Source organism: Nocardioides sp. YIM 152315 (assembly GCF_029210375.1).
In the GTDB taxonomy this organism is placed as follows: Bacteria; Actinomycetota; Actinomycetes; order Propionibacteriales; family Nocardioidaceae; genus Nocardioides.
Window position 1 is genome coordinate 14036 of sequence record NZ_JARGER010000041.1, and the last position, 13463, is coordinate 27498.

The window sequence follows — 13463 nt, forward strand, 5'->3', positions numbered from 1 at the left end:
CGCTCCTCCAGCCCACACTTCCGCGGGGAGCCCGGATGAGCGTCCTCGTCCTCTGCCTGCTCATCGCCGCCCTGCTGGCGATCCGCGTCCCGGTCGCGTTCGCGTTCTTCGGACCGTGCTTCCTCTACATGATGACCACCGACCAGTCCGTCGGGCTGGCGCTGCGCCTGGTCGCGACCTCGACCGCGAGCTTCCCGCTGCTCGCGGTGCCGCTCTTCATCCTCCTCGGCTGCATCGCCAACCAGGCGGGCATCGCCGACCGACTCTTCGACTTCGCGCTGGCGCTGCTCGGCCGGGTGCGGGGCAGCCTCGGCTACGTCAGCGTCGGCGTCAGCCTCGGCTTCTCCTGGATGAGCGGCTCGGCGGTGGCCGACGCGGCCGCGCTCGGCAAGGTCGAGATCCCGGCCATGCTGCGCGCCGGATACTCACGGCCGTTCGCGCTCGGCGTCGTCGGCTCGTCGTCGCTGATCGCGCCCGTGATGCCCCCGAGCATCCCGGCCGTGATCTACGCGGGCCTGGCGGGCGTCTCGACCGGGGCGCTCTTCGCCGCCTCGGTGGTGCCGGCGCTGCTGATGGCGATCGGCCTGTGCCTGGTGGTCTTCTGGTGGGTACGACGGATGCCCCACCTCGAGCGGACCGCCTTCAGCTGGAGCCGGGTCCGCACCACCGGCCGCCGGGTGATCGCCCCGCTGGGCGCGCCGGTGATCATCCTCGGCGGCATCCTGGGCGGCTACGTCACGCCCACCGAGGCGGCGGCCGTCGGTGCGCTGTACATGCTGCTCCTCGGGTTCGCCTACCGCACCCTGCGCCTCCGCGACCTGCCGAAGGTGCTCGTCGAGGCGGCGCTGACCACCGGCAGCATCATGCTGATCGTCGCGTCCGCGAACCTGCTCGGCTACGTCTTCGCCCGCGAGCGGATCCCCCAGGACCTCTCCGAGTGGATGCTCGGCCTGACGAGCGACCCGACCGTCTTCCTGCTGCTGGTCTTCGCGCTCTCGATGGTGCTCGGCACCGCGCTGGACGCCATCGCCGTGCTCACGCTGACCGTGCCGATCCTGCTGCCGATCGCCGTGCAGTACGACGTCGACCCGATCGCGCTCGGCGTCCTGATCATCCTGTCGCAGATGATCGGGCTGCTCACCCCGCCCGTGGGCACGGTCATCTTCGTCCTCCAGGCGATCACGAGGGCGCGGATGGCCGAGGTCTTCTGGGGCTCGCTGCCCTTCCTCGCGCCCCTCAGCGTGATCTGCCTCGCGATCATCCTCCGGCCCGACGCGATCCTCTACCTGCCCGAGAGGCTGGGGCTGTGAGCGCGCCGATCCGGCGGTCCTGGCTGGCCGGGCTGATCGGGCACGGCGTCGGGCCGTCGTTGACGCCGGAGCTGCACGAGCGCGAAGCCGAGCGGCAGGGCCTGCGCTACGTCTACAAGGTCATCGACCTGCCCGACGGCCGGGTCGAGCCCCGCCGGCTCGAAGCCCTGCTGTCGGGCGCGCTCGCCCTCGGCTTCGACGGGCTCAACGTCACCCACCCCGTCAAGCAGGCGATGGTGTCGCTCGTCGACGACCTGGCGCCCGACGTCTCCGCCATCGGCGCCCTGAACACCGTGCTGCTCCGCGGTGGGCGCACCACCGGGCACAACACCGACGTCACCGGCTTCCGCCGTTCGTTCGCCGTCGAGCTGCCCGACGTCGACCGCGACCGCGTGGTGCTCTTCGGGGCCGGCGGCGCCGGCACCGCCGTGGCGCACGCGCTGGTCGAGCTCGGCGTACGCCGCCTCGTGGTCGTCGACCCCGACGCGGCCCGGGCGCGGACGCTCGCCGGCACGCTGCGGGCCGGCCCGGTCGAGGTCGAGCTCGCCGGCACGACCTACAACGAGGTGGCGGACGCCGTCCACGGCGCCGCCGGGCTGGTCAACGCGACGCCGGTCGGCATGGCCGCCCACCCGGGCTCGCCGCTGCCGTCGGCACTCCTGCGTGCCGACCTCTGGGTGGCCGACATCGTCTACCGCCCGCTGGACACGCCCCTGCTCGACGCGGCCCGCGCGGCCGGCTGCACCGTCCTCACCGGCGCCGGGATGGCCGTGCACCAGGCGGCCGACGCTTTCGAGCTGATCACGGGCCGGGCCGCCGACCGCGCGGCGATGCTGCGCGACTTCGACGAGCTGGTCGCGGCCGAGACCGCGGCGACCTCGGGAGACCCCACGACTCGGGACATCACTGGAGAAAGGAAAGGCTGATGGCACAGCGCAACCTGAGGAAGGGACTGGCGGCCTGCCTGGTCGCGGTCCCCCTCGCGGCCTTGGCCGCCTGCGGCAGCGACGACGACGACGGCGAGGAGGCCGGAGGGGACGTCACCCTCCAGCTCGCCCACAGCTACACCGAGGACCAGCCGCAGCACCGCTGCGGCGCCCAGGTGATCGCCGACGAGGTCGCGGACGCCGACGTCGGGCTGACCGTCGAGATCTTCCCGGCGAGCCAGCTCGGTCCGGACGCCGACCGGATCGCGTCGGTGGTCTCCGGTGACATCGACATGGACATCCAGGGCGCCTCTGCGCTCGGGGCCGTCTACGAGCCGGTGGCCGTGCTCGACGCGGCGTACGCCTTCGACGACGCCGACCACCTCGCGCGCTACTTCGACAGCGACGCCGGGGCCGAGCTGCTGCAGGGCTTCGAGGACGAGACCGGCGTCCACACCCTCGGCGCCTGGTCGGCGGGCATGCGCCAGTTCACCGCCAACGACCCGATCCGGGAGCCGGCCGACCTCGACGGGCTGCGGATGCGCTTCCCGAACTCCCCGCAGTTCCTGATGAACGCCAAGGCGCTCGGCGCCGACGCGACCGAGGTCGCCTACGAGGAGCTCTTCCTCGCCCTCCAGCAGGGGACGGTCGACGGCCAGGAGAACCCGATCACCAACATCGCGGCCAGCAGCCTCCAGGAGGTCCAGGACTACATCTCGATGTCCAACCACCAGGCCAACTCCAACCTGGTGATCATCGGCGCCGACTCGTGGTCCGGGCTGAGCGCGGAGCAGCAGGACGCCCTGACCGCTGCGGTCGGGGCGGCCGAGGAGCAGGTCCCCGAGTGCGTCACGGAGGACGAGGAGGCGACGCTCGCCGAGTGGGAGGACAGCGGCGAGATGGAGGTCGTCGACGACGTCGACGTCGAGGCGTTCCGCAGCCAGGCCGACGCCTACCTGCGCGACAACTTCGACGAGGAGCAGCTCGCCGTCTACGACGGCATCCGCGGCGAGGCGAAGTGACGCAGTGACGGTCCAGACCTTCCGGGGCCCGGTGTCGCCGGACGACCTCGGCACGACGCTGGTGCACGAGCACGTGTTCGTGGGTCACCCGGAGCTGGACCTGAACCTCCCCCACCCGGAGTGGGACGAGGACGTCGCGATCGAGACCGCGGTCGAGGGCCTGGAGCGGCTGTGGGACCTCGGGGTCCGCACGGTCGTCGACCTGACCGTCCTCGGGCTCGGTCGCGACGTCGCGCGGGTCGCTCGGGTGGCCGAGCGGGTGCGCGTGCACCTGGTGGCCTCGACGGGCTACTACACGGCCGACGTGCTGCCGGCGTACTTCTCCACGCACGGTCCGGGACGCCTCGTCGGGGGCCCGGACCCGCTCCTCGACGTCTTCCTCCGCGACCTCCAGGTGGGGATCGCCGGGACGGGGATCCGGGCCGGGATGCTGAAGGTCGTCACGGACCGGCCCGGCATCACCCCCGACGTCCACCGCGTGATGGAGGCCGCGGCCACCGCCCAGCGGCGTACCGGCGTCCCGATCACGACGCACACCCACGCACCGTTGCGCAGCGGACGCGACCAGCTGGCCTTCCTCCGCGAGCGCGGGGTCGCGCCAGAGCGTCTGGTGATCGGCCACTGCGGCGACACCGAGGACCTCGACTACCTGCGCGAGCTGATGGACGCGGGCGCCACCATCGGGATGGACCGGTTCGGGATGGAGCACGTGCTGCCCGACCAGGCGCGGGTCGCGACCGTGCTCGCCCTGCTGCGCGAGGGGTACGCCGACCGGATGGTCCTCTCCCACGACGCGGCGTACTTCAGCCGGGTGACGCCGCCGTCGTGGCGGGCCGCGCACGTGCCGCACTGGCACCTCGAGAACATCTCGCGCCGGATCCTCCCGCGGCTCCGCGAGGGCGGCGCGACCGACGAGCAGATCCACCAGATGACGGTGGTCAACCCCGCCCGGGTGCTGACGCCGTCCGCCCCCACGGAGCGGTGATGCGCACCTCGATCGCGACGGTCTGCCTCAGCGGCACCCTCACGGGGAAGCTGCAGGCGGCGGCCGAGGCCGGCTTCGACGGCGTCGAGATCTTCGAGCCCGACCTGGTCGCCACGCCGGCCAGCCCGGAGGAGGTCGTCGCGCTCGCGGACCGGCTCGGCCTCTCGCTCGACCTCTACCAGCCTTTCCGGGACGCCGAGGGCGTCGGCGAGGACGAGTTCGCGCGGGTGCTGCGCCGCGCCCGCGCGAAGTTCGCCCTGATGCAGCGACTCGGCATCGACACGATGCTCGTGTGCAGCAACGTCGGCACCGCGACGATCGACGACGACGCGGTGTCGGCCGAGCAGCTGCACCGGCTGGGGGACGCGGCCGCCGAGCACGGCGTCCGGATCGCCTACGAGGCGCTGGCGTGGGGCCGGTACGTCGACGACTACCGGCGGGCCTGGCGCATCGTCGAGCAGGCCGACCACGACGCGGTCGGCGTCTGCCTCGACAGCTTCCACATCCTCTCGCGCGGGCACGACCCGAGCGCGATCGAGAGCATGCCCGGGTCGAAGATCTTCTACGTCCAGCTCGCCGACGCCCCGGCGCTGACGATGGACGTGCTCTCGTGGTCGCGCCACCACCGCCTCTTCCCCGGCGAGGGGGCGTTCGACCTGGGCGCGTTCGTCACCCACGTCCTCCGCGCGGGGTACGACGGGCCGTTGTCGCTCGAGGTCTTCAACGACGTCTTCCGGCAGACCGACGTGCTGCGGACGGCGCGGCAGGCGCGTCGTTCGCTCACCTGGCTGGAGGACGTGGTCGGCAGCCGGCCGCTGCCGCGGGTCGCCGAGCCGGCGGGCTTCGACTTCGTCGAGGTCCGCGCGGCGGACACCGGGGAGGTCGACGTGCTCCTCCAGCAGCTGGGCTTCACGTTCCGCGGACGCCACCGCAGCAAGGACGCGCGACTGTGGAGCGAGGGTCCGGCCAGGGTGGTCTGCAACGAGCAGCATCCGCGCGACCCGGAGCCGACGCTCGCCGCGGTGGGGTTCGGGGTGGCCGAGCCCGCCGTCTCGGCGGCGCGCGCGCGGGCGCTGCGAGCCCCCACGGTCTACCGCCGCACCCTCGCCAGCGAGCAGGAGCTCCCCGCCTTCCGCGCCCCCGACGGCACCGAGGTGTTCCTCGGTCCGGTGTCTGACGGTGATGCCCCCTGGGTGCCGGAGTTCGAGGGCGGGAGGGATCCCGGCCCGGCCCTGCTGACCGGCATCGACCACGTCAACCTCGCCGAGTCGTGGCAGTGCTTCGACGAGGCAGTCCTCTTCTACAGCAGCGTCCTCGGGCTCAGCGCGGACGCGAGCCAGGAGGTCCCGGCGCCCAACGGCCTGGTCCGCAGCCAGGTCGTCCGGTCGGCGACCGGCGGGTGCCGGCTCGCGCTCAACGTCGCGCCGCTCGCGTGGGACCAGTCCTCGGGATTCCCCCAGCACGTCGCCTTCGCGACCGACGACGTCGCCGCCGTCGCCCATCGGGCCCTCGAGCGCGGTCTCGCGCCGCTGCCGGTCCCGCGCAACTACTACGACGACCTGCGCGCCCGGTACGACCTGTCGGCCGACGAGGTCGGGAGGATGGCCGAGCTCGGCCTGCTGCACGACCGCGACGCCGGCCGAGACTTCACACACTTCTACACCGCGACCGTCGGTGGCGTCTTCTTCGAGGTCGTGCAGCGCCGGGGCGGGTACGACGGCTACGGGGCCGCCAACGCCGGCGTACGTCTCGCCGCCCAGCACCGCGGCGCGCCGGAGCCGGGTCAGCGCACCGCGCGGTAGCGCACGTGGGTCGCGTACGGCGAGTGCTCGGCCTCGACGATCTCGAGCGACGGCGTGATCGAGCCGTCGAAGATCCGCTCGCCACCTCCGAGCACGTCGGGCGCGACGTCGAGGACGAGCTCGTCGAGCTCGCCCGCGGCCAGCGCCTGGCGCACGACCGACGCACCGCCGGCGATGAGGACGTCGCCGTCGCCGTGCTCCCGCGCCCGCGCCAGCGCCGCCTCGAACCCGTCGGTCACGAAGTGGAAGGTCGTGCCGCCGGCCATCTCGAGGGGTTCGTGCGCGTGGTGGGTGAGCACGAAGACGGGGGCGTGGTAGGGCGGCTCGTCGCCCCACCAGCCGCGCCACTCGCCGTCGTGGGTCTCCCACGGTCCGCGCACCGGGCCGTACATGTGGCGGCCCATCACGTAGGCGTCGCGCGGCCGCGCGAGGTCCTCGCGCCAGCGGAGGTCGACCTCCGTGCGGCCGTCGTCGAACATCCAGCGGTGCAGCTCCTCGCCGCCGCGGCCGAGCGGCTCGGTCATGGTCTGGTCGCACCCGGCCATGAAGCCGTCCAGGGACACGGTCACGTGCGCCGAGGTGAAGGTCATGCCCACTCCGACCCGCCGGACGAGCCGGACTCATCGGCCCAGACGGGTTGTTCCCAGGGGTCGTGCCGGCGAGCGGCGCTCAGCGCCGCGCCGGCAAGGCGCGGGAGCGACGTCGTACCTGCCCGTCCTGCGAGCGACCGCAACGCAGCCGGCGTGGATGCTGAGCGTCGCGCAGCGTGCGATCCCGTGGAACGGGTCGTCTGGACGCAGTGTCGGCGGTCGCGTCCATGCTGGGCCCATGGACGTCCTGACGCTCTTCCTCACGCTCCTGGTGGGTCTCGCCCTGGGACTGGTCGTCGGACTGCTGTGGTCCCGGTCGCGGCCCGCCGCGATCCAGCGGCATGCCGCGGGCCTGGTCGACCAGGCCGAGGTGATGCAGGGCCTCGACCGGCTCAGCGACCAGATGCACCACCTCGACCGCTCCCGCGCGAGCTGGCAGGGCCAGTTCGTCGCCCAGGTCGAGCAGCTCCAGCGCGAGACGCGCTCGCTCTCGACCGCGCTCCGCAAGCCCCAGGTGCGGGGGCGGTGGGGCGAGCTCCACCTGCGGCGCGCCGTCGAGCTCGCGGGTCTCGTCGACCGGTGCGACTTCGCCGAGCAGGTCCGGCTCGACGACGGCGCGCGACGACCCGACCTGGTCGTCCGGCTGGTCGGCGGCCGCAGCGTGGTCGTCGACGCGAAGGTGCCGCTCGACGCCTACCTCGACGCGACCTCGACCGACGACGCCGAGGACCACCGGCGCCACCTGGCCCGCCACGCCGCCCAGCTGCGCACCCACGTCGACGCGCTCGGCGGCAAGCGCTACTGGCGCTCCCTGGCCGAGAGCCCGGAGTTCGTGGTGCTCTTCGTGCCCGCCGAGTCGTTCCTCGCCGCCGCGCTCGACGCCGACCCGGCGCTGATCGAGTACGCCGCGGCGCGGCAGGTCGTGCTCGCGACGCCGACCACCCTCATCGCGCTGCTGCGCACGGTCGCGCACGGCTGGAGCCACGAGGCGCTCGCCGACCAGGCCCGCGAGATCCACGGCCTCGGCCGCGAGCTGCACGAGCGGCTGGCAAGCATGAACGGTCACCTCGACCAGCTCGGCCGCTCGCTCAACGCCGCCGTCGGCCACTACAACCAGACGGTCGGGTCGCTCGAGTCCCGCGTGCTGGTGTCGGCCCGACGGTTCGGCGACCTGCCGACGCCCCGTCAGGTCGAGGCCGCGACCCGGTCCACCGGCGGCGTCGCCCCGCTGCGCGCGGTCGCCCGGCGCGCCGCCGATGACGGCGACGCCGCGGACCCTAACGTGGCCCTGTGAGCCAGCGGACCCTCTGGGAGGAGGGACACGAGCCCGGCCGCCAGGTGGCCGTCCTCGGGGTGGCGGTCACGCTGACCGTCGCCGTGCTCGACCTGCTCTCCTTCGGCGAGCTCACGCTCCTCTTCGACCTCAGCTTCGTGCTCGTCTGCCTGGCCCTAGCGCTGCTGGTGCGGCCGCGGGACTTCTTCACCGTGGGCGTCCTGCCGCCGCTGCTGATGGTCGGCACCTTCACGTTCCTGGGGCTGATCCGGCCCGAGGCGATCGCCGACCGCGACGACGGCGTCGTGCAGGCGGTCGTGAGCGGCCTCGGTCATCACGCGGGCGCGCTGATCATCGGCTACGGCCTGAGCCTGGGCGTGCTCGCCGTACGCCAGCGCGTGCTCCGCCGCTCCGGCCTGGTCGCCCGCTGAGCGATGACAGCACGACGCGCCTCGACCCAGCCGCCGCGGATCGAGCCCCTCGGGCTCGGCCGCCTCGACGCCGGCGATCCTGCGCTGCTGGCACCGGGCGGCGACCTCGACTCGCTGCGTTTCGACGAGGTGACCCTGCCGGCGCTCGACCTGTCCCGAGCGACGGTCCGGGAGTCGCGGTTCGCCGGGCTCGCCGCCGACGAGGCCGACCTGCGGGGCGCCCGGCTGGGCGACGTGGAGATGACCGGGGTCGACCTCCCGGTGGTCCGCGCCGCCCGCAGCCAGTGGCAGGACGTCGCGATCAGCGGCCGGATGGGCTCGGTGGAGGCCTACGACACCCACTGGCGCTCGGTGCACTTCGTCGGCTGCAAGCTCAGCTTCGTCAACCTGCGCGCGGCGGAGCTGCTCGACGTCGCGTTCACCGACTGCCTCATCGAGGAGCTGGACCTCGGTGGTGCCGAGGCCCGCCGGGTCCGGTTCGGCACCAGCCGCGTCGCCCACCTCGACGTGCGGCAGGCCGAGCTGCACGACTTCGACCTCCGCGGCGCGCACCTGGAGTCGATCGACGGGCTGACGAGCCTGCGCGGCGCCACGATCGACACCGACCAGCTCACGCTGCTCGCTCCGCTGCTGGCCGCCGGCCTCGGCCTCCGGGTGGAGAACTGACGGGCTGTCAGGTGGTGAACCGGCCGGGGTCGCCGGCGCCGACGCGCACCACCTCGGGGTAGCCCTCCGACCAATCGATCACCGTCGTCGGCTCGGCCGGCGTCTCCCCCGCCTCGACGACCACGTCGACCTCGTGGTCGAGCTCCTCCTTGATCTCCCAGCCCAGGCCGCGCGGCTCGGACTCGCCCGGCAGGATCAGGGTGCTCGTGAGCAGCGGCTCGCCCAGCTCGCCCAGCAGCGCCTGCACGAAGACGTGGTCGGGGATCCGGACCCCGACGGTGCGCTTCTTCGGGTGCATCAGCCGGCGCGGCACCTCCTGGGTCGCGGGGAGGATGAAGGTGTACGGGCCGGGCGTCGCGGCCTTGATCGCCCGGAACGCCGCGTTGTCGATGTGCACGAACTGGCCGAGCTGGGCGAAGTCCTTGCACATCAGCGTGAAGTGGTGCCGCTCGTCGAGCCCGCGGATCCGCAGGATCCGGTCGCGACCCTCGCGGTTGCCGAGCCGGGAGCCGAGCGCGTAGCCCGAGTCCGTGGGGTAGGCGATCAGCTGGTCGTCGCGCAGCGCGTCGGCGATCTGGCCGAGCAGCCGCGGCTGAGGGTTGTCCGGGTGGACGTCGAGGTAGCGCGCCATGACGGAGGTCAGGCCCGGCCCGCGGCCTTGAGGTCGCGGCGCAGCTCCTTCGGCAGCGCGAAGATCAGCGACTCCTCGGCGCTGTGCACGGCCTGCGCGTCCGGGTAGCCGCGCTCGGCGAGGTAGGCGAGCACCCCCTGCACCAGCGCCTCCGGCACGCTCGCGCCGGAGGTCACGCTGACCGTGCCGACCCCGTCGAGCCAGGCGTCGTCGATCTCGGAGGCGTCGTCGACGCGGTACGACGCGCCGGCGCCGGCCTCGAGCGCGACCTCGACCAGGCGCACCGAGTTCGAGGAGTTGCCGGAGCCGACCACGATGACGAGGTCGGACTCCTTCGCGATCTCCTTCACGGCCAGCTGACGGTTCTGGGTCGCGTAGCAGATGTCGTCGCTCGGCGGGTCGAGCAGCTCGGGGAAGCGCTCGCGGATCGCGGCGACGGTCTCGAGGGTCTCGTCGACCGAGAGCGTGGTCTGCGAGAGCCAGGCGACCCGGGCGGGGTCGCGGACCACGATGTCGGCGACGTCGTCGGGCCCCTGGACCAGCTGGATGTGGTCGGGCGCCTCGCCCGCCGTGCCCTCGACCTCCTCGTGGCCGGCGTGGCCGATGAGCAGGATGTCGTAGTCCTCGTTCGCGAACCGCTTCGCCTCGTGGTGGACCTTGGTGACCAGCGGGCACGTCGCGTCGATGGTCTTGAGCGAACGCTCGTCGGCCTGGCGGTGCACCTCCGGGGAGACGCCGTGCGCGGAGAACACCACGGTCTCCCCCGCGGGCACCTCGTCGAGCTCCTCGACGAAGATCGCCCCGCGCGCCTCGAGGTCGGAGACGACGTGCTTGTTGTGGACGATCTGCTTGCGCACGTAGACGGGCGCGCCGTACAGGTCGAGCGCCTTCTCCACCGTGATGACCGCGCGGTCGACGCCGGCGCAGTAGCCCCGCGGCGCCGCCAGCAGGACGGCCCTCTCGGCCTCCTCCGGCGACAGGATCGCGGGCATGCCCATCTCGGTCGTCATGGCGTCCAGTCTAGGAGTGTCGGCCCGATCCCCTAATCTCGCCCGCATGGCCATGGAGACCTCGCCGGAGTCGCCGGCGCCGGTGCGGCAGATCGCCAACGCGATCGCGGGCTGGGTCGACCGGCTCGGCGCGGTGTGGGTCGAGGGCCAGGTGGCGCAGGTCAGCCGCCGGCCGGGCCTGAACACCGTCTTCCTCACCCTGCGCGACGCGGTCGCCGACATCTCGGTGCCGGTGACCTGCTCGCGGGTGCTCTTCGACGGCCTCAACCCACCCGTGGTCGAGGGCGCCAGCATCGTGGTGCACGCGAAGCCCTCCTACTACGCCAACCGCGGCACCCTCTCCCTCTACGCGCGCGACATCCGGATGGTCGGGCTCGGCGAGCTGCTCGCGCGGCTCGAGCGACGCCGCCAGCTGCTGGCCGCGGAGGGCCTCTTCGCCGCGGAGCTCAAGCGGTCGCTCCCCTTCCTGCCCGGCACGGTCGGGCTCGTCACCGCGCCCAAGAGCGCCGCCGAGCGCGACGTGCTCGACAATGCCGAGCGGCGCTGGCCCGCGGTGCGCTTCGAGGTCGCGTACGCCGCGATGCAGGGCCCGCGCTCGGCGGCCGAGGTGATCGAGGCCGTCGAGCGCCTCGACCGCGACCCCGCGGTGGACGTGATCGTCGTCGCCCGCGGCGGCGGCTCGGTCGAGGACCTGCTGCCCTTCTCCGACGAGGCCCTCGTGCGGTCCGTCGCGAAGGTGCGCACCCCGGTCGTCTCCGCGATCGGCCACGAGCCCGATCAGCCGCTGCTCGACCTCGTCGCCGACGTCCGCGCCTCCACCCCGACCGACGCCGCCAAGCTCGTCGTGCCCGACGTCGCCGAGGAGCTCCGCAACGTCGAGCGCGCCCGCGAGCGGATCCGCGGCGCGCTGGCCGGCTGGATCGCGCGCGAGCAGGCCGGCCTCGAGGCCCTCCGGTCGCGCCCCGCCCTCGCCGACCCGCGCACGCTGCTGGACGCACGGCTCGACGAGGTCCGCCGGCTCCGCGACCGGGCTCGCCGCACCTTCGAGCACCGGCTCGACCGCGCCGCCGACGAGATCGACCACCACCGCGCCCGCGCCCGGGCGCTGTCGCCGCTCGCGACGCTGCAGCGCGGGTACGCCGTGCTGCAGGACGCCGAGGGCCAGGTGGTCACCTCCGTCGCGGACGTGGCGGCGAGGCAGCGGATCAGCGTGCGGGTCGCCGACGGCCGGATCCACGCGACCACCACCAGCACCGAGGAGCTCGATGGCCAAGAAGACTGAGCAGCCCCAGCAGCAGGACGAGACCCCGTCGTACGAAGAGGCGCGTCAGGAGCTGGTCGAGGTGGTCCGCGCCCTCGAGGCCGGAGGCACCACGCTGGAGGAGTCGCTCGCCCTGTGGGAGCGCGGCGAGCAGCTCGCCACGATCTGCCAGGACTGGCTCGACGGCGCCCGACAGCGGCTCGACGCGGCGATCGAGGCCGACCAGGACGGTTGAGTCGGGACTTCCGGACACTCGAGTCGGGACTTCCAGCCACAGTTCGGGCGCCCAAGCCGAGGAGCGGCGCGGGCGAACGTCGGGGACCCTAGAATCTGCCACGTGGCAGCACGAAGCCGGCCCACCGACGTGCGCCCCTACCGCCCCGGGGACCGGCAGGACCTCTACGAGGTGTGCGTGCGCACCGGCGACGGCGGCGCGGACGCCACCGGGCTCTTCACCACCGACGACCTGCTGCCGGACGTGTTCCTCGGCCCCTACCTCGCGATCGAGCCGGGGCTGGCGTTCGTCGTCGACACCGGCGAGCGCGCGAGCGGCTACGTCGTCGCCGCCGCCGACACCGAGCGCTTCGTCGCGGAGCACCGGCGGCGCTGGCTGCCGCGGTTCGCGGCGACGTACCCCCTCACCGAGCCGGCGACGACCCCCGAGGAGCGCCTGGTCCTGCTCGGCCACCGCCCCGAGGCGATGCTCGCGCTCGCCTCCGACCGCTATCCCGCGCACCTGCACATCGACCTGCTTCCCGACGTCCAGGGGCGAGGCCTCGGACGGGCGCTGATCAGACTGCTCCTCGGTGCGCTGCGGGCGCGGGGGGTTCCGGGCGTCCATCTCGGGGTCGGCGCGCGCAACACCGCGGCGATCGCGTTCTACGAGAGGCTGGGCTTCGCGACGCTCCCCGCGCCCGACGACGCGACGGTCGTGCTCGGTCTGTCGACCTCGACGCAGGTGTGAGCGGGTCTACGGAGCCAGTGGCGCGGTGGTCAGCGACTCGACGAACGTCGTGAGCTCGTCGGGATCGCCCGAGCTGTAGACGAGGACGGTGTCGTCGCCGAGCTCGGTGGTCCACGCATGGTCGTCGTCGGTGTCGTCCCAGCCGGTCCAGGTCGCGAGGTCGGTGGTGAGGGTCTCGCCGGTCTCGCTCGCGCCGTCGCCGACGTAGGTCCCGAGCAGGGTGCTCTCGGACTCGTCCGCCTGGTGGATGCCGGCGGTGTGGTCGTCGTCGGTGGCGAACACCAGGTCGATCGCCGGTCGGTCGCCGGACTCGAACGACGCGTCCTTCACGGTCCAGCCGTCGGGGAGCGCGGGCGGGTAGACCGGCTCCAGCCCGAGCTGCTGGATGCTGGTGACCATCTCGACGTAGTCGATGTCGGCCGGCTCGTACTCCGGGGTGTCCCGGAAGGTCCCGCGGAAGACGATGATGCCGAAGACGACCAGCACCAGCACGATCATCGACCCGACCAGGCCGCCGAAGGACCGCTGGTAGCGACCGGGCTTCCCGGTCGGTGCCGTCTGACTCACCCGCACATCCTCACAGGTCGGACCG

At 73.2% G+C, this 13463-nt stretch carries 15 protein-coding genes; 11 read left to right on the forward strand and 4 right to left on the reverse strand.

The genetic code is table 11. The features are described 5' to 3' along the window. Positions 1–35 precede the first annotated feature (35 nt). The 5 genes from PZ894_RS17465 to PZ894_RS17485 are packed head-to-tail and all read left to right on the forward strand — an operon-like array spanning position 36 to position 6045. A complete protein-coding gene (locus tag PZ894_RS17465; RefSeq protein ID WP_275746748.1) occupies positions 36–1310 on the forward strand; it encodes a TRAP transporter large permease in 1275 nt (424 codons plus the stop codon). After that, complete coding sequence (locus PZ894_RS17470; protein ID WP_275746749.1) at positions 1307–2236, forward strand: shikimate dehydrogenase; 930 nt, start codon at positions 1307–1309, stop codon at positions 2234–2236. Before PZ894_RS17465 ends, PZ894_RS17470 begins: the two co-directional genes overlap by 4 nt. Next, the gene (locus tag PZ894_RS17475; RefSeq protein WP_275746750.1) at positions 2236–3258 is read left to right on the forward strand and encodes a DctP family TRAP transporter solute-binding subunit; all 1023 of its coding nucleotides are present in this window, start codon (positions 2236–2238) and stop codon (positions 3256–3258) included. Before PZ894_RS17470 ends, PZ894_RS17475 begins: the two co-directional genes overlap by 1 nt. A gap of 4 nt (positions 3259–3262) precedes the next feature. Next, a complete protein-coding gene (locus tag PZ894_RS17480) occupies positions 3263–4243 on the forward strand; it encodes a hypothetical protein (RefSeq protein WP_275746752.1) in 981 nt (326 codons plus the stop codon). Continuing rightward, positions 4243–6045 carry a sugar phosphate isomerase/epimerase and 4-hydroxyphenylpyruvate domain-containing protein gene (locus PZ894_RS17485; protein WP_275746754.1) on the forward strand — a complete coding sequence of 601 codons (1803 nt, stop codon included), beginning with the start codon at positions 4243–4245 and terminating at the stop codon, positions 6043–6045. The genes PZ894_RS17480 and PZ894_RS17485 overlap by 1 nt, the downstream gene beginning before the upstream one ends. Here PZ894_RS17485 and PZ894_RS17490 read toward each other — a convergent pair. Then, positions 6027–6635: a dihydrofolate reductase family protein gene (locus PZ894_RS17490; RefSeq protein WP_275746756.1), complete on the reverse strand. Its 609-nt coding sequence runs from the start codon at positions 6633–6635 to the stop codon at positions 6027–6029. The two genes, PZ894_RS17485 and PZ894_RS17490, sit on opposite strands and share 19 nt — an antisense overlap. 238 nt (positions 6636–6873) lie before the next feature. Here PZ894_RS17490 and PZ894_RS17495 point away from each other — a divergent pair, with 238 nt between their 5' ends. The 3 genes from PZ894_RS17495 to PZ894_RS17505 are packed head-to-tail and all read left to right on the forward strand — an operon-like array spanning position 6874 to position 9005. Beyond that, the gene (locus PZ894_RS17495) at positions 6874–7929 is read left to right on the forward strand and encodes a DNA recombination protein RmuC (protein ID WP_275746758.1); all 1056 of its coding nucleotides are present in this window, start codon (positions 6874–6876) and stop codon (positions 7927–7929) included. Further along, a complete protein-coding gene (locus PZ894_RS17500; RefSeq protein WP_275746760.1) occupies positions 7926–8339 on the forward strand; it encodes a DUF6542 domain-containing protein in 414 nt (137 codons plus the stop codon). Before PZ894_RS17495 ends, PZ894_RS17500 begins: the two co-directional genes overlap by 4 nt. A gap of 3 nt (positions 8340–8342) precedes the next feature. Beyond that, positions 8343–9005, forward strand: coding sequence for a pentapeptide repeat-containing protein (locus tag PZ894_RS17505; RefSeq protein ID WP_275746762.1), 663 nt, complete (start codon positions 8343–8345; stop codon positions 9003–9005). 7 nt (positions 9006–9012) lie between these two features. Here the strand turns inward: PZ894_RS17505 and PZ894_RS17510 are convergent, their stop codons facing one another. Together PZ894_RS17510 and PZ894_RS17515 are read right to left on the reverse strand one after the other, a co-directional pair. Beyond that, on the reverse strand, positions 9013–9636 hold the full coding sequence (locus PZ894_RS17510) for an L-threonylcarbamoyladenylate synthase (RefSeq protein ID WP_275746764.1): 624 nt from the start codon (positions 9634–9636) through the stop codon (positions 9013–9015). A gap of 8 nt (positions 9637–9644) precedes the next feature. Next, positions 9645–10646: a 4-hydroxy-3-methylbut-2-enyl diphosphate reductase gene (locus PZ894_RS17515; protein WP_275746766.1), complete on the reverse strand. Its 1002-nt coding sequence runs from the start codon at positions 10644–10646 to the stop codon at positions 9645–9647. Between the two features lie 46 nt (positions 10647–10692). On the opposite strand from PZ894_RS17515, the gene xseA reads away from it, so the two are divergent. The 3 genes from xseA to PZ894_RS17530 all read left to right on the forward strand — a co-directional run bounded on the left by xseA (position 10693) and on the right by PZ894_RS17530 (position 12871). Then, a complete protein-coding gene (gene xseA, locus PZ894_RS17520; protein ID WP_275746767.1) occupies positions 10693–11928 on the forward strand; it encodes an exodeoxyribonuclease VII large subunit in 1236 nt (411 codons plus the stop codon). After that, the gene (locus PZ894_RS17525) at positions 11912–12142 is read left to right on the forward strand and encodes an exodeoxyribonuclease VII small subunit (RefSeq protein ID WP_275746768.1); all 231 of its coding nucleotides are present in this window, start codon (positions 11912–11914) and stop codon (positions 12140–12142) included. The genes xseA and PZ894_RS17525 overlap by 17 nt, the downstream gene beginning before the upstream one ends. Before the next feature lie 102 nt (positions 12143–12244). Continuing rightward, positions 12245–12871, forward strand: a complete 627-nt coding sequence (locus tag PZ894_RS17530) for a GNAT family N-acetyltransferase (RefSeq protein ID WP_275746770.1) — start codon at positions 12245–12247, stop codon at positions 12869–12871. A gap of 6 nt (positions 12872–12877) precedes the next feature. Here the strand turns inward: PZ894_RS17530 and PZ894_RS17535 are convergent, their stop codons facing one another. Next, positions 12878–13438 (reverse strand): DUF4245 family protein, encoded by a 561-nt coding sequence (locus PZ894_RS17535; protein ID WP_275746772.1) that lies wholly within the window; start codon positions 13436–13438, stop codon positions 12878–12880. Positions 13439–13463: the final 25 nt, after the last annotated feature.

Coding starts and splice junctions, on each gene's coding strand:
- PZ894_RS17495 (WP_275746758.1), top strand. CDS start 6,874: ATGGACGTCCTGACGCTCTTCCTCACGCTCCTGGTGGGTCTCGCCCTG.
- PZ894_RS17465 (WP_275746748.1), top strand. CDS start 36: ATGAGCGTCCTCGTCCTCTGCCTGCTCATCGCCGCCCTGCTGGCGATC.
- PZ894_RS17475 (WP_275746750.1), top strand. CDS start 2,236: ATGGCACAGCGCAACCTGAGGAAGGGACTGGCGGCCTGCCTGGTCGCG.
- PZ894_RS17505 (WP_275746762.1), top strand. CDS start 8,343: ATGACAGCACGACGCGCCTCGACCCAGCCGCCGCGGATCGAGCCCCTC.
- PZ894_RS17525 (WP_275746768.1), top strand. CDS start 11,912: ATGGCCAAGAAGACTGAGCAGCCCCAGCAGCAGGACGAGACCCCGTCG.
- PZ894_RS17515 (WP_275746766.1), bottom strand. CDS start 10,646: ATGACGACCGAGATGGGCATGCCCGCGATCCTGTCGCCGGAGGAGGCC.
- PZ894_RS17485 (WP_275746754.1), top strand. CDS start 4,243: ATGCGCACCTCGATCGCGACGGTCTGCCTCAGCGGCACCCTCACGGGG.
- xseA (WP_275746767.1), top strand. CDS start 10,693: ATGGCCATGGAGACCTCGCCGGAGTCGCCGGCGCCGGTGCGGCAGATC.
- PZ894_RS17510 (WP_275746764.1), bottom strand. CDS start 9,636: ATGGCGCGCTACCTCGACGTCCACCCGGACAACCCTCAGCCGCGGCTG.
- PZ894_RS17490 (WP_275746756.1), bottom strand. CDS start 6,635: ATGACCTTCACCTCGGCGCACGTGACCGTGTCCCTGGACGGCTTCATG.